Annotated in this window: 14 protein-coding genes; 11 read left to right on the top strand and 3 right to left on the bottom strand. The window is 68.4% G+C overall.

Going from position 1 to position 16,903, the window contains the following annotated elements:
* The first annotated feature begins 250 nt into the window (after window positions 1–250).
* The 3 genes from MFF06_RS22220 (at window position 251) to MFF06_RS22210 (ending at window position 3,448) form a co-directional block, all read left to right on the top strand.
* Window positions 251–946 carry a response regulator transcription factor gene (locus MFF06_RS22220; protein ID WP_238208307.1) on the top strand — a complete coding sequence of 232 codons (696 nt, stop codon included), beginning with the start codon at window positions 251–253 and terminating at the stop codon, window positions 944–946.
* A complete protein-coding gene (locus tag MFF06_RS22215) occupies window positions 943–2,367 on the top strand; it encodes a sensor histidine kinase (RefSeq protein WP_238208305.1) in 1,425 nt (474 codons plus the stop codon). Before MFF06_RS22220 ends, MFF06_RS22215 begins: the two co-directional genes overlap by 4 nt.
* A gap of 295 nt (window positions 2,368–2,662) precedes the next feature.
* The gene (locus MFF06_RS22210; RefSeq protein ID WP_238208313.1) at window positions 2,663–3,448 is read left to right on the top strand and encodes a 3-hydroxybutyrate dehydrogenase; all 786 of its coding nucleotides are present in this window, start codon (window positions 2,663–2,665) and stop codon (window positions 3,446–3,448) included.
* 86 nt (window positions 3,449–3,534) lie between these two features.
* Here MFF06_RS22210 and MFF06_RS22205 read toward each other — a convergent pair whose 3' ends face one another.
* Entirely contained in the window at window positions 3,535–3,912 is a 378-nt protein-coding gene (locus MFF06_RS22205) for a CsbD family protein (protein ID WP_238208303.1), read from the bottom strand.
* A 180-nt stretch (window positions 3,913–4,092) separates the two neighbouring features.
* Window positions 4,093–5,079, bottom strand: a complete 987-nt coding sequence (meaB, locus tag MFF06_RS22200) for a methylmalonyl Co-A mutase-associated GTPase MeaB (protein WP_238208302.1) — start codon at window positions 5,077–5,079, stop codon at window positions 4,093–4,095.
* 348 nt (window positions 5,080–5,427) lie between these two features.
* Between meaB and MFF06_RS22195 the strand changes: the two genes are divergently transcribed.
* From MFF06_RS22195 to MFF06_RS22185, 3 genes are all read left to right on the top strand, one after another.
* Window positions 5,428–6,456 carry an alpha/beta hydrolase gene (locus MFF06_RS22195; protein WP_238208300.1) on the top strand — a complete coding sequence of 343 codons (1,029 nt, stop codon included), beginning with the start codon at window positions 5,428–5,430 and terminating at the stop codon, window positions 6,454–6,456.
* Window positions 6,457–6,636: 180 nt separating this feature from the next.
* Window positions 6,637–6,972, top strand: a complete 336-nt coding sequence (locus MFF06_RS22190; protein ID WP_238208298.1) for a hypothetical protein — start codon at window positions 6,637–6,639, stop codon at window positions 6,970–6,972.
* Window positions 6,973–7,196: 224 nt separating this feature from the next.
* Window positions 7,197–8,168 (top strand): alpha/beta hydrolase family protein, encoded by a 972-nt coding sequence (locus MFF06_RS22185; RefSeq protein ID WP_238208290.1) that lies wholly within the window; start codon window positions 7,197–7,199, stop codon window positions 8,166–8,168.
* 97 nt (window positions 8,169–8,265) lie between these two features.
* Here MFF06_RS22185 and MFF06_RS22180 read toward each other — a convergent pair whose 3' ends face one another.
* Entirely contained in the window at window positions 8,266–8,745 is a 480-nt protein-coding gene (locus MFF06_RS22180) for a hypothetical protein (RefSeq protein ID WP_238208288.1), read from the bottom strand.
* Between the two features lie 253 nt (window positions 8,746–8,998).
* Between MFF06_RS22180 and MFF06_RS22175 the strand changes: the two genes are divergently transcribed.
* The 5 genes from MFF06_RS22175 to MFF06_RS22155 all read left to right on the top strand — a co-directional run bounded on the left by MFF06_RS22175 (window position 8,999) and on the right by MFF06_RS22155 (window position 16,646).
* Entirely contained in the window at window positions 8,999–9,652 is a 654-nt protein-coding gene (locus tag MFF06_RS22175) for a protein-L-isoaspartate O-methyltransferase family protein (RefSeq protein ID WP_238208286.1), read from the top strand.
* A 206-nt stretch (window positions 9,653–9,858) separates the two neighbouring features.
* The gene (locus tag MFF06_RS22170) at window positions 9,859–11,256 is read left to right on the top strand and encodes a TolC family outer membrane protein (protein ID WP_370876766.1); all 1,398 of its coding nucleotides are present in this window, start codon (window positions 9,859–9,861) and stop codon (window positions 11,254–11,256) included.
* A 147-nt stretch (window positions 11,257–11,403) separates the two neighbouring features.
* Window positions 11,404–12,006, top strand: a complete 603-nt coding sequence (locus tag MFF06_RS22165; protein ID WP_238208282.1) for a PopZ family protein — start codon at window positions 11,404–11,406, stop codon at window positions 12,004–12,006.
* A gap of 89 nt (window positions 12,007–12,095) precedes the next feature.
* Window positions 12,096–14,807, top strand: a complete 2,712-nt coding sequence (locus tag MFF06_RS22160) for a valine--tRNA ligase (protein WP_238208280.1) — start codon at window positions 12,096–12,098, stop codon at window positions 14,805–14,807.
* A gap of 309 nt (window positions 14,808–15,116) precedes the next feature.
* Complete coding sequence (locus tag MFF06_RS22155) at window positions 15,117–16,646, top strand: Do family serine endopeptidase (RefSeq protein WP_238208278.1); 1,530 nt, start codon at window positions 15,117–15,119, stop codon at window positions 16,644–16,646.
* Window positions 16,647–16,903: the final 257 nt, after the last annotated feature.

The raw sequence follows: 16,903 nt of genomic DNA, 5'->3' as shown, positions 1-16,903 counted from the left end.
ATACCGTTCCCTCATCACGATGCCTGGATGCAGAAAGCCGCCCTTTGGGGCGGCTTTCTGCGTTTCCGGGCGTACCATGACCAAATCGTCATGCCGTCGCGATCTTGCCGTCATCCCCGATATCGCACTCCTCGCACGGGCTCACCGTGTCGATCCTGTCCACAGCGGAGGGCCGCGAGAGGGGAGGGGGCGCACGATGCTCGCCGATACACATTTGAACCGGCCTTCCGGCGCGCTAGAGAATTCGGCCATGCGCATCCTGCTCATCGAGGACGATCACGAGGCGTCGTCCTTCATTGTGAAGGCGTTCCGTGAACTCGGGCATGTGGCCGACAACGCGGAGAACGGCCTCGACGGCTATGCCCTGGCGAGCGAGGAGCACTACGACGTGCTCATCGTGGACCGGATGCTGCCGAAACTGGACGGCCTGTCGCTCATCCGATCGCTGCGCGAGCAGGGCGTCACGACCCCCGTCCTGATCCTGTCGGCGCTGGGCCAAGTGGATGACCGGGTGAAAGGGTTGCGCGCCGGCGGCGACGACTATCTGCCCAAGCCCTACGCCTTCTCGGAGTTGCTGGCACGGACGGAGGTTCTCGCCCGGCGGCGCGGCGCGGCAGGGACGGCGGAAGAGACCCGCTACCGGGTGGGTGACCTGGAACTCGATCGCCTGTCCCACCGGGTCAGCCGGAGTGGCAGGGAAATTCCGTTGCAGCCGCGCGAGTTTCGCCTGCTCGAATACCTCATGCGCCATGCCGGACAGGTAGTGACCCGCACGATGCTGCTGGAGCACGTCTGGGATTACCACTTCGATCCCCAGACCAACGTCATCGACGTCCATGTTTCCCGTCTTCGCAGCAAGCTCGACAAGGGCTTCGCCCATCCGATGATCCATACGGTACGGGGCTCGGGCTACGTCCTGCGGACCGACGAGGGACCGCTGGAGTGACGCCGGCCCTCCCGGCCGAGTCGGCCCAGCAGGAGCCCCTGCGTGCACGCTTCCTCAAGCTGTTCCGCACCACGGCCTTCAAGCTGTCGCTCGCCTATCTCGCCGTCTTCGCCCTCTGTGCATTCCTGGCCCTCGGCTACGTGGCGTGGAATGCCCGTGCTGTCCTCGACGACCAGATCGTCTCAACGATCGACGCCGAGATCAACGGCCTGTCGGAACAGTACAACACCGGCGGATTGCGGCGGCTGATCAGTGTCGTGGAGCGGCGCTCCCGGGAGCCGGGCGCCTCGCTCTACCTCGTTACGACGGCGAACGGGGAGCACGTCGTCGGCAACGTCGCCTCGGTCCCGGCCTCAATCCTGGCGAAGCCCGGCCAGAGCGAGGTGAGTTACGGCCGCAACGACTCCACCACCGATTCGCATCAGGCCATCGTTCAGGTCTTCACGCTGCCCGGGGGCTTCCGGCTGCTGGTCGGCCGGGACACGGAGGAGCGCGATCGCCTCCGCGCGGTGATCGCCCGGGCCTTCGCCTCATCCCTCGGGGCGGTCATCCTCCTGGGAATCATCGGAGGCTATCTCGCCGCGAGCCGGGTGCTGGCGCGGGTCGATGCCATGACGGAGACCACCCGCGCCATCATGGCCGGCGATCTCGACGGCCGCCTTGCGGTTTCGGGGGCGGGCGACGAACTCGACCGCTTGGCGACCAACCTCAACCGGATGCTGGAGCGAATCGGCGAGCTGATGCGCGGCATGCGCGACGTCTCGGACAATATCGCCCACGACCTCAAGACGCCCCTGACGCGACTTCGGAACCGGGCCGATGAAGCCCTGCGCGGCGCCAAATCCGAGGACGAGCTGCGCGCGGCGCTGGACGCCGTGATCGAGGAGGGCGATGGGCTGATCCGCATCTTCAATGCCCTCCTTATGATTGCGCGCCTGGAGGCCGGCAGCGCCAGCGAGATCATGGCGCCGATCGACCTCGGCGCCACGGCCCGCGGCGTCGCCGAGCTCTACGAGGCCCTCGCGGAGGACGAGGGCTTCACCGTCGCGATCGACGCGGAGGAGGGGGTTATCATCGAGGCCAACCGCGAACTCATCGGCCAAGCCCTGGCGAACCTTCTCGACAACGCGCTGAAGTACGGAAAATCCGCCGAGGGCGCACCCGGCCGCATCGCAATCACCGTGCGTCGCGGCGACGGCGTCGCCCGCCTCGACGTGGCGGATGGGGGCCTCGGCATTCCCCCCGAGGCGCGCGATCGGGTTCTCGGGCGCTTCGTGCGCCTTGAGGAGTCACGCTCGGCGCCGGGATTCGGCCTCGGCCTCAGTCTCGTCAACGCCGTCATGCGCCTGCACCGGGGACGGCTGACCCTGGCCGATAACGAGCCCGGCCTGCGGGTGTCTTTGGCGTTCCCCTCGGCTTAGATCGTTTCGCGCAGAAAGGGGCCATCCCCCCGAGATCAGCGTGGCGCGCGAGGCAACCGCGGAAAGCACCGTCTCACATGATGCGGCGGCTCCCTCGAGTGGTCCGCGACGAGCCGCGACCGTGATGGTGCAGGCATGGCCGCCGGGGTCCCGGCAATCGGCCGACGATGTCACGCGTCACGCCTTCAGGCCGGGCCGCGCGGCGGGTACAAGGCGTCGGGCCGCGGTGCACCCTCGTGTGCGGCGCGATCAGGAACGCCCCCGGATTCGATCCGCCGCCTTGCTTGAGGTTGCCATGTCATTGAAGACCAAGACCGCCGTCGTCACGGGCTCAACGAGCGGCATCGGGCTCGCCATTGCCCGCGCCTTCGCCGCCGAGGGCGCGAATGTCGTGATCAACGGCTTCGGCAAGGCCGACGACATCGAAGCCGCCCGGTCCGCGATCGAAGCGGAGTATGGGGTGCGCGCCCACTATTCGAATGCGGACATGAGCAAGCCCGCCGAGATCGAGACGATGATTAACGAGGCGGACAAGGCTTTCGGATCGGTCGATGTGCTGGTCAACAATGCCGGCATCCAGTTCGTGTCGGCCATTGAGGAGTTTCCGGCCGAGAAGTGGGAGCAGATCGTCGCGATCAATCTTTCCTCGGCCTTCTACGCGATGAAGGCGGTTATCCCGGGGATGAAGGCGCGAGGATGGGGGCGCATCATCAACACGGCCTCGGCGCACTCCCTGGTGGCGTCGCCCTTCAAGTCCGCCTACGTGGCCGCCAAGCACGGGATCGCCGGCCTGACCAAGACGGCGGCGCTCGAACTGGCGACCCACAAGATCACCGTGAACTGCATATCTCCCGGCTATGTCTGGACCCCCCTCGTCGAGGCGCAGATCCCCGACACGATGCGGGTCCGGGGGCTGACGAAGGAGCAGGTGATCAACGACGTGATGCTGAAGGGCCAGCCGACGAAGGAATTCGTCACCGTCGATCAGGTCGCCGCGCTGGCGGTGTTCTTGTGCTCGGACGGCGCGAGCCAGATGACGGGGGCCAACCTGTCGATGGACGGCGGCTGGACGGCACAGTAACCGCCACTCCGGTGCCCGCGGGCCGGCCCGCCGGATCGCCTCGCTGCACCCGCCATCACGGCGAAACGAGGCGATCCGGAAACGGTCTACCGGCGGCTCTGGACGAGCAGGGCGAGCCCGAAGCCGACCGCGCCCGCGATGAGCAGCGCGATCATCGGGTTTTCCTCGACACGCGCGCCCACGGCGGCGCGGCCTTCCCGCAGATAGTGGCCGCCACGCTCGTACGCGTCTTGCGCGTAGTCGCCCGCGCGGTCGTAGGCGTCGCTGGCGTAGTCGCCGGCCCGGTCCGCCACGTCGCGGGCCGTGTCCTTCGCCTGGCCATAGGCGTTCTGCGCTTGGCCCTGGGCCTCCCGTACCCGGCCCTCGACCGAGTCGCGGTTCGATCCGAGGGCGTCACCGACGGCACCCTGTGCCTTGCCGAGCGCATCCTTGGCGCCCCCGACAATCCGATCCGTGTCCACCATGGTACTCTCCTCGACGCGGCCATGAGGACCGCCCGCGCAGGCGCGTCCTGCCCGCGTCCATCGAACGCGTGAGATGCCGTTTGTTCACCGGGAGGGGGCGTTTTTCTTTCAAAGCGCCCGCGCAGGTCTTCGTGCCCCCCTGCGGGGGAGCGAGAGGACCAGAGCCCTCCGGAACCTCGCCTACAGGCCGATCAGTTCGGTGATGGCGGCGGCGCCTGCGGCGGGCGAGGTCTCGCCGCGGCCGACGCGGGCCTCGGCCTCCGCCGTCGTCTTGCGGATCTCCGGCGTGCCCACGAGGCGCTGATGCAGGCGCTCGTGGACCAGCGCCCACATCCATTTCACGTCCTGGCCCCGGCGTTTCCGCTCGATCTCGCCGGTGGCACCGAGTTTCTGGCGATGATCTTCCACACGCGCCCAAAGGTCATCCAGCCGCAGGTTGTGGAAACCCGAGATCGTGACGACCGGCGGCGTCCATGTGGCGGAGGCGGGCGTGAGGATATGAAGGGCAGCCCGGTACTCCGAGGCCGCCGCGTTCGCCCGCGCCTCCGCCTCGCCCTCATCGGCCTTGTTGACCGCGATCATGTCGGCGAGTTCGAGGATGCCCTTCTTGATGCCCTGCAACTCGTCGCCCGCGCCCGGCAGCATTAGCACGAGGAAGAAGTCGGTCAGGTCCGCCACCGCCGTCTCGGATTGGCCGACGCCGACCGTTTCCACGAGGATGACGTCGAAACCGGCCGCCTCGCACAGGAGCATGGTCTCCCGGGTCTTGGCGGCGACACCGCCGAGCGTCCCGGAGGAGGGGGAGGGGCGGATGAAGGCCCGGGGATCGTGCGAGAGCCGCGCCATGCGGGTCTTGTCGCCGAGGATCGAGCCGCCCGTCCGCGAGGAGGAGGGGTCGACGGCGAGCACCGCCACACGGTGGCCTGCAGCGGTGAGGTTGGACCCCAGGGCGTCGATGGTCGTCGACTTGCCGACGCCCGGCACGCCGGTGATGCCGACGCGGATCGCCTTGCCCGTATGGGGCAGTACCGCATCGATCAGGCTCGCAGCGGCGGCCCGGTGATCGGCCCGCTTCGATTCGGCCAGCGTGATGGCGCGGGCGAGCGCGGCTCGATCACCGGCCAGGAGCCTGTCCTTGAGGGAATCGAGGTCGATCGCAGAAGCCATGCCCCTTCATGGCTGTGGCGAAGCCCGCCGTCGAGGGGGGCTTTCCCGTTGAAACCTCGCGGTCCGGTGGAGGAATGGCCGGTGGCACTGCAATGAATGGTTGGGTTTTCGACGTGTCCGCCTCATCGGCCGGTAAGGTTAAGCTTGCCGGAATGGCACCGCCGGGCGGCAACGCGTTGTCGTGACTGGGCTATTTCATGGGCCATGCCGGATCGGACATGTGGCCGGATCGGCACGCCTGCCGTTTTGCAGTGCGAGATGAACCGCCGTGCCCCGCCTTGGTCACGATCCTGGGCTTACCGTCGCGCTTCATGGGCTGCGGATCGCTGCCCGAGCTTGTCGCGGATCATGACGCCTCGGATTCTCCATCGCCGTACCCTGCTTCGCGCGGGCCTCCTCTCCGCCGTCGCCGGAGTCGCGCCGTCGCTCGGCGGCTGCGTGACCGACGACATCGCCGCGGGCTCCCAGGTGCCGGAGAAGCAATCGGCCCTCGACGTGATGCCGGTGCTGCTCGTCGCCACGACCCGGAAGCCGGCGAGCAATCCGCAGCGCTCGCCCTGGTTCACCTCCGATCGCGGGCGCGGGCTGAGCTTCGCGGAGGTGCGCCTGTCGCCGCCGGACCGGTCGCTCCTCGGCAAGGTGTCCTCGGTCATCACGGGGGATTGGACCATCGGCGCGATCCCGAAGGTCGAGACGGGTGCGGGCGCGGCGGAGGCCTTCGCCCAGGCCGCCCTCGGCCGCGACGTGCTGATCTACGTCCACGGTTACCGCGAATCGTTCGAATCGGCGGCGGTGAGTGCGGCGCGCCTGTCCGACGGGATCCGGTTCAAGGGCGTCTCCGGCCTGTTCACGTGGCCCTCGGCGGCGGCGACCCTCGATTACGGCTATGATCGCGAGAGCGCGATGTACTCGCGCGATGCCTTCGAGGATCTTCTCAAGACGCTGGCCTCCTCGCCGAGCGGGGGCCGGATCTTCATCGTCGCGCATTCCATGGGCACTCTCCTCACCTTGGAAACCCTGCGGATGCTGCGGGCGGAGGCAGGCGAGGCGGCCATGTCCCGGATCGGCGCGGTGGTGCTCGCCGCGCCCGATATCGATTTCGACCTCTTCTCGAACGGCGTGTCGCGGCTGGGTCCCGATGTCCGGAAGATCACCGTGATCTCGGCCACCAACGACCGGGCGCTCGAACTCTCGGCGGCCATCGCGGGCGGCACCCGCGCCGGGGCGGCCGACCGGGCGAAGCTGGAGGCGCTGGGCGTGCGCGTGGCCGACGCCTCCGATTACGCGGGGGGACTCATCAATCACGACCTGTTCCTGTCCAACCCGGAGGTGCAGGGCGTGGTGAAGCGGGCGATTGCCCGGGGCGCCGGGGCCTGATCGCGGCGCCGCGCGGCCGGCACGATTCCTGTCCATCCCGGGCTTGGCCCCGGGCGGCTTCCCACCTACAGCAACCGCGTGCGGTGCACCCGCGGGCCGGCTCGACGCGGCCCGGCGGCCCACCGCGCCACGTCGCCCGACCGGGCGCGTGCTGGTGCGGGCGAAGAGAGGATGCCGGCCATGTTCACCCTGGAAATCGAGGGCACGGCGGTCGCGGTCATCAACAGCGACGAGGCCTCGGCCAAGGATCTGTTCACCTGCGACGGCTTCAAGGAGGACATCCGGACCATGACGAGCGGCGGCAAGCCGCTGTGGGACGGCAAGGCGGATCTCAAGGTTCGCGCCTCCAACGAGGACGAGATCGAGATCTTCGAGGATGCCCTGGCCGAGGATGACGGCGAGGGCGAGTTCGTCGACGACCCGCGCTACGAAGGCGCCGAGGAAGGCGACGACGAGGACGAGGCCGACATCGTGTTCCTCGTCGATATCGATGAGGCCGACGAGGCTCACGCCTGAAACCGGCACCGCGCGGGGCGCGCCGCCCCGCGCTTCGCGTGCCCCGGCCCGTCCTTGCCCAAAAGGACGGGCCGATTCGGCTCGCAGGATGATCGTTTTCGTTGCATCCTGTCCCCCCGCTGCGGCGGGTAACGCCTTTGAAGCGGGGGACGGCAGGGGTGACAACGTCGTTGCGCGGATCCATCCTCGGTGCGGCGGCACTGGCCGCGGCGACCATCCCGGCCATGTCCGCAGAACCTCCGCCGCCCCTCACGCTGTCGGCACAGGGCAGCTTCTTCGTTGGCGGACGCGACGTCTCATCGGAGACGCTCTCCACCGTACCGGCCTACGCGCCGTCGGGCACCGTCACCGTCGATCAGGTCTATGTCCGCTACCAGGTACCGGTCGCGCCCGCTCGGCCGCCATTGGTGCTGATCCATGGCTGCTGCCTCACCGGCAAGACCTGGGAGACGACCCCGGACGGCCGGATGGGCTGGGACGAGACCTTCGTCCGCAAGGGCTTCCCCACCTACGTGATCGATCAGTCCTGGCGGGGCCGGTCGGCGGGAAATCCGAGTGCGATCAACGCGGCCAAGACGGGCGCGGCGGCGCCGGAGACGCTGCCGCCCCTCTTCTCCGCCGGGCACGAATCCTCCTGGGCCATCTTCCGGTTCGGGCCGGAATATCCCAAAGTTTTCGATGGGATGCAGTTTCCGCTGGAAGCGCAGGGCGAATTCTGGAAGCAGATGGTTCCCGACTGGTCGGCATCCCTGCCGGTGCCGAACCCGACCGTTCCCGCCCTGTCGGAACTGGCCAAGCGCCTCAAGGGCGCGGTCCTGATCTCGCATTCGCAATCGGGGATCTATCCGTTCCAGGTGGCCGCCCTGGACCGGACCGGCCTGCGCGCCATCGTCGCCCTGGAGCCCGCCGCCTGCCCCGATCCGGCCAAGGACGACCTGTCCGTCTTCAAGGATCTCCCGATCCTCGTGCTCTTCGCGGATTACGTAGACGAATCGCCCCGATGGGCGCCCCGGCTCGCGCAGTGCCGGGCCTTCGTCACGACCGCCAACGCCGCCGGCAGCCGTGCGGAACTCATCCTGCTTCCCGAGATCGGCATCCACGGCAATTCGCACATGCTGATGCAGGACAAGAACAGTCAGGACATCGCCGACTGGCTCGGCGGCTGGATCGACAAGCGCGTGCCGCCGAAGGGCTGAAGGTCTCAAGGCCCGCCGCGCTGGCGGTCACGGGGACGATGGGAGGAAGCCGGACGGCCTCCGGCCTCCTGATCTTCCTGACGCTCCCGCGCTCGGCCTATTCCTGATCCTCGTCGGGGGCGCCGTCCTCGGCCCCTTCGTCGCCCTCGGCCTCCCCGTCCGGCTCCATGCGGAAGAAGTCGCCGGCGCGGATTACTTCGCCGCTCGTCGACATGGTGCTGAGGTAGGCGTTGAGCGTGGCCGGGGCGACATCCGGCAGCTTGCGCGCGATTTCGGCCTGGGAGAGGCCCTGCGACCCGGCGCCGAGCAGGATGCTGCGCAGGCGGCCCTTCGCCGAGTTGGCGCGGGGACCCCGCGCGCCGCGACGACCCTGGCGGGGCTTGGGGACAGCGTCCTCGTCGCCTGCGGAAGCGAAATCGTCGGCGAGCGGAGCGCCCTCGACGATGGCCGCCAGGGAACGCTCCGCCAGCCGGAGCTTCGACAATTCGGCGGTGAGGCGCTCGTGCTCCGCCTGAAGCTCGACGCGGCGCTGCCTGACATCCTCAAGCGCTTTCGCAAGCGTGTTGCTTTCGGCCATGTCCTTCGTCCTGGATCGTTCGACCGGATGCGCCACTCATCAGTCGATGGCGCCCAGTCATTAAAGTAGGCCGGCAGTCCTACTGTGAAACGTCAGCCCCGTGAAGGGAATAAGGGAACGGAGCGCGGGCGGTGCGCCGTCCTTGCGTTTTGCCGGCCGATCTTCGAAAACCCGCCGCGAAGGCTCAAGCTTGCATCGCGGTCTCGCGTTGCGGCAAGGGTTCGTCCGAACCGGTTCGGGGACAGGGATTCCGATGCTCGACTACGCGCAGGCGCGGCGACTGATGGTCGACTGCCAGTTGCGGACTTTCGACGTGAACGACAATGCCGTTCTCGACGCCTTCGATACGGTGAAGCGGGAGACCTTCGTTCCGAAAAATCAGGAGCCCTTCGCCTATATCGACCAGCCCCTTCGGCTCGGCGCGGCCGAGGCCGACATCCGGGTCGCCCCGGCCCCGATGGTCCTCGGGCGCATGGTCCAGGCGCTGAAGCTGGAGGCCGGCACGGCGGCCCTCGATGTCGCCGCCGGCTATGGCTATTCCAGCGCGATCATGGCGGAGCTCGGCGCCACGGTGACCGCCCTCGAACCGATCCCGGAGATGGCGGCGGCCGCCCGCGAGCGGCTGTCGGGAATCGCCGAGGTCGTGGAGGGACCCCTCGGCGACGGCCTTTCCGGCAAGGGGCCCTTCGAGGCGATCCTCATCAACGGACGGGTCGAGCGCCGTCCACAGGCTCTTCTCGATCAACTCACCGATGGCGGGCGCCTCGTCTGCGTGTTCGGCCCGGCCAAGGGTGCCAAGGTGACGCTCTTCGTGCGGGCCGGCGATGCCTTCGGCTCGCGCCCTCTGTTCGATGCGTCGCTCCCGGCCCTGGCGGCCTTCGCGGACGAGCCGACCTTCGCCTTCTGATTGAAATGAGAGGCAGGCGAGAGTGTAGCCTTTATGCGCCACCTCTCCACCAATTCGACTCCGACCCCTTTGAAGACCGTGCCGGATTAAGAGTCTCCAGCTAAGGTGCCACCAGGGCGGGCGTGTTTGGAAGCGTACGATACTCCGAATACCCGCCCCGTCCGTGGCGGGTATTGTATCGGCAGGGGCCGCAAAGGTTGAGCGCAGTGAGTCTTTCGAAGCCTGCACATCGCGCCGCACTTCGCAGTGGCCGCTTGGCCGCCACCGCGATCGCGGTGACGCTGGCGGCGAGCCCGGCCTGGGCGGAGACGCTCGAGGGCGCGCTCGCGAGGGCCTATCGCGGCAATCCCTCCCTCAACGCGAGCCGGGCGACGACCCGCTATACCGACGAGGGCGTGGCCATCGCCCAATCGGGCTACCGCCCACAGGTCTCCCTGTCGGCAGATATCGGCTCGGCCTACTCCCAGGGCCGCTTCTCCAGCGTCAACGTGAACCAGACGTTGACCCCCGGTGGCGCCGGGCTCAGCGTCAACCAGACGATCTTCAACGGCTTCCAGACCGACAACAACGTCCGTCGCGCCGAATCCACCGTCTACAGCCAGCGCGAGACGCTGCGCTTCACCGAGCTCACCGTGCTGTACAGCGCCGTCCAGGCGTACATGAACGTGCTGAGCAACACGGCGACGCTGGAGCTCAACCGCAACAACGTCGAGGTGCTGGAGGAGCAGCTCCGCCAGACCCGCGACCGCTTCAACGTCGGCGAGGTGACGCGAACCGACGTGGCGCAGGCCGAGGCCCGCCTCGCCGGGGCGCGCTCCCAGGTCGCCGCCGCCGAATCGGCCCTGCGGACGACGATCGGCATCTACCGGCAGAACATCGGCGTCGAGCCGCGCGCCCTGGCGCCGGGCCGCCCCCTCGACAAGTTCGTGCCCGCCACCCTCGACGCGGCCGTGGCCATCGGTCTGCAGGAGCACCCGCAGATCATCTCGGCCATGCATGCCCTCGATGCCGGCGAGGCTCAGGTTAAGGTGCTCGAAGGTCAGCTCTACCCGCAGGTGAGCGTGGCCGGAACGGTCGCCCAGCGCTACGACACCGCCTTCCCGGGCGATGCCGGTGTGCAGGCCTCGATCGTCGGCCGGGTGACGATCCCGATCTACGAGGGCGGCCAGGTCTATGCCCAGGTCCGTCAGCAGAAGGAACTGGTCGGCCAGTACCGCATCCAGGTCGATCAGATCCGCGATCAGGTCCGCGCCTCGGTGGTGGACTTCTGGGGCCGGCTGGAAGCGGCCAAGGCGCAGGTGATCGCGGCGCAAGCGCAGGTCCAGGCCAACGAGGTGGCGCTGAACGGCGTGCGTGAGGAAGCCCGCGTCGGCCAGCGCACCACCCTCGACGTGCTGAACGCGCAGCAGGAACTGCTGAACTCCCGCGTGAACCTGATCGTCGCCCAGCGCGACCGCGTGATCTTTTCCTACGGCGTTGTGCAGGCCATGGGTCAACTGACCGCGCGCTTCACGAATCTTCCGGTCGAGGCCTACAGTGCCAAGATCCACTTCGATCAGGTCAAGGATCTCTGGTTCGGTCTGCGCACGCCGGACGGGCGCTGAGCGCGGCCGATCTTGCGGGCACGGGGACGATTTCCCCAAGGACTGTGTTCTCGACCCGCTTGTCGTGGTGAACGGGAGTGAAATACTGAGTTGCGGTCCCTGCGGGGCCGCCTTCCGGTTTCCCCAGTTTTCGAGTGCGCCGCCGTCATGAGTGCAGCAAGCCCCCAGGTCCAGGACAAGGCTGGCGACAAGGCGCACGAACCGTCGATGGAGGAGATTCTGGCGTCCATCCGCCGAATCATCGCCGACGACCAAGCCGCCAAGCCCGCCGAGGCGGAGCCGGCGGAGATGGACGACATCCTCGATCTCGCCGAGGCGGCCGAGCCGGTCGCCGCGCCGGCACCCAAGCCCGCCCCGAAGGCCGTCGAGCCGCCGAAGCCCGTGCCCCTCGAACTCGAAGAGATCGCCTTCCAGGACTTCGCGGCGATGTCGGAACCCGAGCCGGAGCCGGAGCCCGTAAAGGCGCCTCCCGCCGCCGCTCCGCCACCCCGCGCCGCGATCCAGCCCGAGCCCGCCCCCCAGCCGGAGCCCGTCGCGGAACGGCTGATCTCCCCGAACACCGATGCCAGCGTCAGCCAGGCGTTCAACCTGCTGGCGCATACGGTGTTGTCGAACAATGCGCGGACGCTGGAGGACATCGTCCGGGAGATGCTGCGGCCGATGCTGAAGTCGTGGCTCGACGACAACCTTCCCGTCGTGGTCGAGCGGCTGGTGCGCGCCGAGATCGAACGGGTGTCGCGGGGCCGCTGACGGCCTTCCCGATGTTGACGCGGACCGTCTGACGGCCGAAAGCGGGGCTCGCCTTCTTCAGACAGCCCGCTTCCGGCCCGACACACGCGATGATGGACAAGACCTTCGATCCGGCCTCCGTCGAGGCGCGCATCCGCGCAGCCTGGGAGGAGGCCGGAGCCTTCCGCGCCGGGCGTCCCGAGCGTGAAAAGGCCGCCCCGTACTGCATCGTGATCCCGCCGCCGAACGTGACGGGGTCGCTGCACATGGGCCATGCCCTCAACAACACGTTGCAGGACGTGCTCTGCCGCTTCGAGCGGATGCGGGGCCGGGACGTGCTGTGGCAGCCGGGCACCGACCATGCGGGCATCGCCACGCAGATGGTGGTGGAGCGGCGCATGGCGGAGCGCCAGGAGCCGGGACGGCGGGAGATCGGCCGCGAGGCGTTCCTCGACAAGGTCTGGGCCTGGAAGGCCGAGTCCGGGGGCGCCATCGTCGAGCAATTGAAACGGCTGGGCGCCTCCTGCGACTGGTCTCGGGAACGCTTCACCATGGACGAGGGCCTGAGCCGTGCCGTGCTCAAGACCTTCGTCGACCTGCACAAGGATGGCTTGATCTACCGCGACAAGCGCCTCGTGAACTGGGATCCGAAGTTCCAGACGGCGATTTCCGATCTCGAAGTCCAGCAGATCGAGACCAAGGGCCACCTCTGGCACTTCGATTACCCGGTGGTGGACTCCTCCGGGGTGGAGACGGGTGACGTCATCACCGTCGCGACCACCCGGCCCGAGACGATGCTGGGCGACACCGCCGTCGCGGTCCACCCGGAGGACGAGCGCTATACCGCCCTCGTGGGCAAGACGGTGCGCCTGCCGCTCGTCGGGCGCCTCATCCCCATCGTGGCCGACGGCTATTCCGACCCCGAGAAGGGCACCGGCGCCGTCAAGATCACGCCGGCCCACGACTTCAACGACTTCGAGGTCGGACGCCGCCACGGCTTGGCGATGATCAACGTCCTCGACCCCGAGGGGCGGATGCTGATCGAGGGCAATGAGGCGTTCCTTGCCGGTTGCGCGCCGGAGGCGGACATCCTCGCCCTGCACGGCATCGACCGGGCGGCAGCGCGTAAGCGGGTGGTCGAGTTGATGGAGGAGCGCGGGCGCCTGCGCACCATCGAGCCCAACACGCACATGGTCCCGCACGGCGACCGCTCGGGCGTCGTCATCGAGCCCTACCTCACGGACCAGTGGTACGTGAACGTGAAGCCCCTGGCCGAGCGGGCCATGCAGGCTGTCCGCGACGGACAGACGACGTTCGTGCCCGAGAGCTACGAGAAGACCTTCTTCCAGTGGCTCACGAACATCGAGCCGTGGTGCATCTCGCGCCAGTTGTGGTGGGGCCACCAGATCCCGGTCTGGTACGATGACGAAGGCGGTATCTTCGTCGCGGAGAGCGAGGCCGAAGCGCTGGCGGCGGCCGAGGCCAAGCACGGCCGCGCCGTGCCGCTGACCCGCGACGCGGACGTCCTCGACACGTGGTTCTCCTCCGGCCTTTGGCCGTTCTCGACGCTGGGCTGGCCGGACGAGACGCCGGAGCTCGCCCGCTTCTATCCCACCAACACCCTCGTCACGGGCAAGGACATCCTGTTCTTCTGGGTGGCCCGCATGATGATGCTCGGGCTCCACGTCACGGGGAAGGCCCCCTTCGACACCGTGTACCTGCACACACTGGTGCGCGATGCCTCCGGCGCGAAGATGTCGAAGTCGAAGGGCAACGTGGTCGATCCGCTGGAGCTGATCGATCAGGTCGGGGCGGATGCCCTGCGCTTCACCCTCTGCGCCCTCGCGGTCCAGGGCCGGGACATCAAGCTCTCCACCGACCGGGTGCAGGGTTACCGCAACTTCGCGACCAAGCTCTGGAACGCCGCCCGCTTCGCCGAGATCAACGGGTGCCGCCGGGACGCGGCCTTCGATCCGCGCTCGGTGCGGGGGGCCGTCAACACCTGGGCACTCGGCGAGGCCGCCCGCGCCGTCGCCGAGATCGAGACGGCCCTCACCGCCTACCGGTTCAACGATGCGGCGAGCGTGGCCTACCGCTTCACCTGGAACATCTTCTGCGACTGGTACCTCGAACTGGCGAAGCCGATCCTCCAGGGGGAGGGGGCCGATCCGGCCGCCCGCGCCGAGACGCAGGCCACGGTGGCCTTCCTGATCGATCAGGTCGCCAAGATTCTGCACCCGTTCATGCCGTTCCTCACCGAGGAGTTGTGGGCGATCAAGGGCGAGGGCATCGAGGGGCGGGGGCTGCTCGCCCTGGCCTCCTGGCCGGACCTCGCCGGTCTCGCCGATCCGGCGGCCGAGGCCGAGGTCGGTTACGTGGTCGATCTCATCGGGCAGATCCGCTCGGCCCGCTCCGAGACGAACGTCCCGGCCGGGGCGCAGGTCCCCCTGGTGCTGGTGGGCGCCGACGCGGCCGTCCAGGCGCGGGTCGAGGCGTGGCGCGACACGCTGGTGCGCCTCGCCCGCCTGTCGGAGATCACCTTCAGCGACACGCCCCCGGCGAAATCCGTGCAATTGCTGGTGCGCGGCAGCGTGGCGGCCCTGCCACTGGAAGGCATCGTCGATCTGGCCGCCGAGGTGGCGCGGCTCAAGAAGGAGAAGGCCAAGGCCGAGGGCGAGATCAAGAAGGTCGATGCCAAGATGGCCAACGCCGACTTCGTCGCCCGCGCGCCCGAGGACATCATCGAGGAGAATCGCGAGCGCCGCGAGGCCGAGTCGGCCCGCCTCGTGAAGATCGACGAGGCGCTGGCGCGCCTGAGCTGACCCGGCTTCGTGACGCGGAGGAATCACCGCGTCACGCATTGAACGCAAGGCAGCCGGATCCGGCATCCGGCTGCCACGCGTCAGAGCGGCGACAGGGCTCCCCCGGCGAGCTGCACGAACCGTGCTGCCCTCAGCCCCCACCGTCGCGAAGGGCTCGCCGCAGCTCAGCGGACCCATGGCCGACGGTCCCCCGTCACCTGACCAAACCGTAATCTCGCCGCCACGCGCGGGTCAGGGCCTGCGCCTTACAGAGATCCCATCGACGGCTTCGACAGGCGTCGTCAGGATTTTCTGAAGGCAGCGAGTTCCATGATCGAGACCACCACGACCCGCCGCTACACCGGCCGCGCCCTCGCCTCCGTCGCCGCCGCCGCGCTCATCGCCGGCGGTGCCGTCGGCGGCGGCTACCTGCCGGCCGCGACGCCGGCCCTGGCCCAGGCCCTCCCGAAGTCGCCGATCGAGGCGCCCGAGCATCCGCCGGGCTCCTTCGCGGGCATCGTCAGCAAGGTGAAGCCCGGCGTCGTCTCGGTGAAGGTGAAGCTCGACGATACGGCGAGCGACGACGACGATGGACCCAGCAACGGCGGCAACGGCCAGAATCTTCAGAACGTCCCGCCCCAACTGCGCGAGTTCTTCAAGCGCTTCGGCGAGAACAACCAGGGCAACATGCAGCCGCAGCGTCGCGGCTCGCGCGGCGCCGTGGGCTCCGGCTTCATCATCTCGGCCGACGGCTACGTGGTGACGAACAACCACGTCGTGGACCACGCCAAGACGGTGCAGGTGACGCTCGACGACGGCCGGACCCTCGACGCGAAGGTGATCGGCAAGGACGCCAAGACGGATGTGGCCCTCCTGAAGATCAAGGAAGGCGGCAACTTCCCCTACGTGCAGTTCGGCAAGTCGGCGCCGCAGGTGGGCGACTGGGTCGTCGCCATCGGCAACCCCTTCGGCCTCGGCGGCACGGTGACGGCGGGCATCGTCTCGGCCCGCGGCCGTGACATCGGCGCCGGTCCGTACGACGACTTCCTGCAGATCGACGCGCCGATCAACAAGGGCAATTCCGGCGGACCGACCTTCAATGTGAACGGTGAGGTTGTCGGCGTGAACACCGCCATTGCCTCGCCCTCGGGCGGCAGTGTGGGCCTCGCCTTCGCCATCCCGGCAGAGACGGTGCAGGCGGTGGTGGACCAGCTCCGCTCCGACGGCAAGGTCGCCCGCGGCTACCTCGGCGTGCAGATCCAGCCGGTGACCCAGGATATCGCCGAGGGCCTGGGCCTGGAGAAGGCGAAGGGCGCCCTCGTCGATCACACCGAAAACGGCACCCCGGCCGCCAAGGCGGGCCTGAAGTCGGGCGACGTCATCGAAAAGGTGAACGGCGAGCCGATCGACAGCGCCCGCGAACTGTCCCGCAAGATCGCCGGCATGAAGCCGGGCGCGAAGGTGGACCTCAGCTACCTGCGCGGCGGGAAGTCCGACGTGGCCACCGTCACCCTCGGCACCCTGCCTACGGACGGGACCAAGACGGCGAGCGTGGAGGAGGATTCCTCCGGCCAAGTGCGCCTCGGCCTCGGCCTAGCCCCAGCCGCGCAGGTCGGCCTGTCCGATCAGGGCGTCGCGGTGGTGCAGGTGGATCCCGATGGGCCGGCGGCGGCCAAGGGCATCGAACAGGGCGACCTGATCCTCGATGTCGGCGGCCAGTCCGTGTCCTCGCCCTCCGACGTAGTGTCCCAGGTTCGGGCGGCGGAGAAGAGTGGCCGCAAGGCGGTGCTGATGCGGGTGAAGAGCGGCAAGGGCCAGACCCGCTTCGTCGCGATCTCCCTGGACAAGAAGGCCGGCTGATCGTGGTCGACTGAGCTGACGGGGGCGTGTCCATCGCGAGATGGGCACGCCCCATTTTTTTGGAGATCGAATTGGTCCCGCGCCGCAGGCCAGCTCGAGCAAAAGCGCCTACGGCGAAACTTGGATCATACGCCGCCCCGTCTTTGCGAGCGAAGCGAAGCAATCCAGGGCAGCGGGACCTGACCGAGCGTGGCGGATCCGTGGATTGCTTCGCTGACGCTCGCAAAGACGGTCGATCAGGCGACCTGGATCAACCC

The organism is Methylobacterium aerolatum, from assembly GCF_022179085.1.
Classification (GTDB): domain Bacteria; phylum Pseudomonadota; class Alphaproteobacteria; order Rhizobiales; family Beijerinckiaceae; genus Methylobacterium; species Methylobacterium aerolatum.
This window is presented reverse-complemented; position numbering and strand designations above follow the sequence as displayed.

Excerpts from the sequence above, each read along its gene's own strand:
- MFF06_RS22190 (WP_238208298.1), top strand. The coding sequence starts at position 6,637 with ATGTTCACCCTGGAAATCGAGGGCACGGCGGTCGCGGTCATCAACAGC.
- meaB (WP_238208302.1), bottom strand. The coding sequence starts at position 5,079 with ATGGCTTCTGCGATCGACCTCGATTCCCTCAAGGACAGGCTCCTGGCC.
- MFF06_RS22165 (WP_238208282.1), top strand. The coding sequence starts at position 11,404 with ATGAGTGCAGCAAGCCCCCAGGTCCAGGACAAGGCTGGCGACAAGGCG.
- MFF06_RS22185 (WP_238208290.1), top strand. The coding sequence starts at position 7,197 with ATGTCCGCAGAACCTCCGCCGCCCCTCACGCTGTCGGCACAGGGCAGC.
- MFF06_RS22205 (WP_238208303.1), bottom strand. The coding sequence starts at position 3,912 with ATGGTGGACACGGATCGGATTGTCGGGGGCGCCAAGGATGCGCTCGGC.
- MFF06_RS22160 (WP_238208280.1), top strand. The coding sequence starts at position 12,096 with ATGATGGACAAGACCTTCGATCCGGCCTCCGTCGAGGCGCGCATCCGC.
- MFF06_RS22155 (WP_238208278.1), top strand. The coding sequence starts at position 15,117 with ATGATCGAGACCACCACGACCCGCCGCTACACCGGCCGCGCCCTCGCC.
- MFF06_RS22180 (WP_238208288.1), bottom strand. The coding sequence starts at position 8,745 with ATGGCCGAAAGCAACACGCTTGCGAAAGCGCTTGAGGATGTCAGGCAG.
- MFF06_RS22175 (WP_238208286.1), top strand. The coding sequence starts at position 8,999 with ATGCTCGACTACGCGCAGGCGCGGCGACTGATGGTCGACTGCCAGTTG.
- MFF06_RS22220 (WP_238208307.1), top strand. The coding sequence starts at position 251 with ATGCGCATCCTGCTCATCGAGGACGATCACGAGGCGTCGTCCTTCATT.
- MFF06_RS22210 (WP_238208313.1), top strand. The coding sequence starts at position 2,663 with ATGTCATTGAAGACCAAGACCGCCGTCGTCACGGGCTCAACGAGCGGC.
- MFF06_RS22195 (WP_238208300.1), top strand. The coding sequence starts at position 5,428 with ATGACGCCTCGGATTCTCCATCGCCGTACCCTGCTTCGCGCGGGCCTC.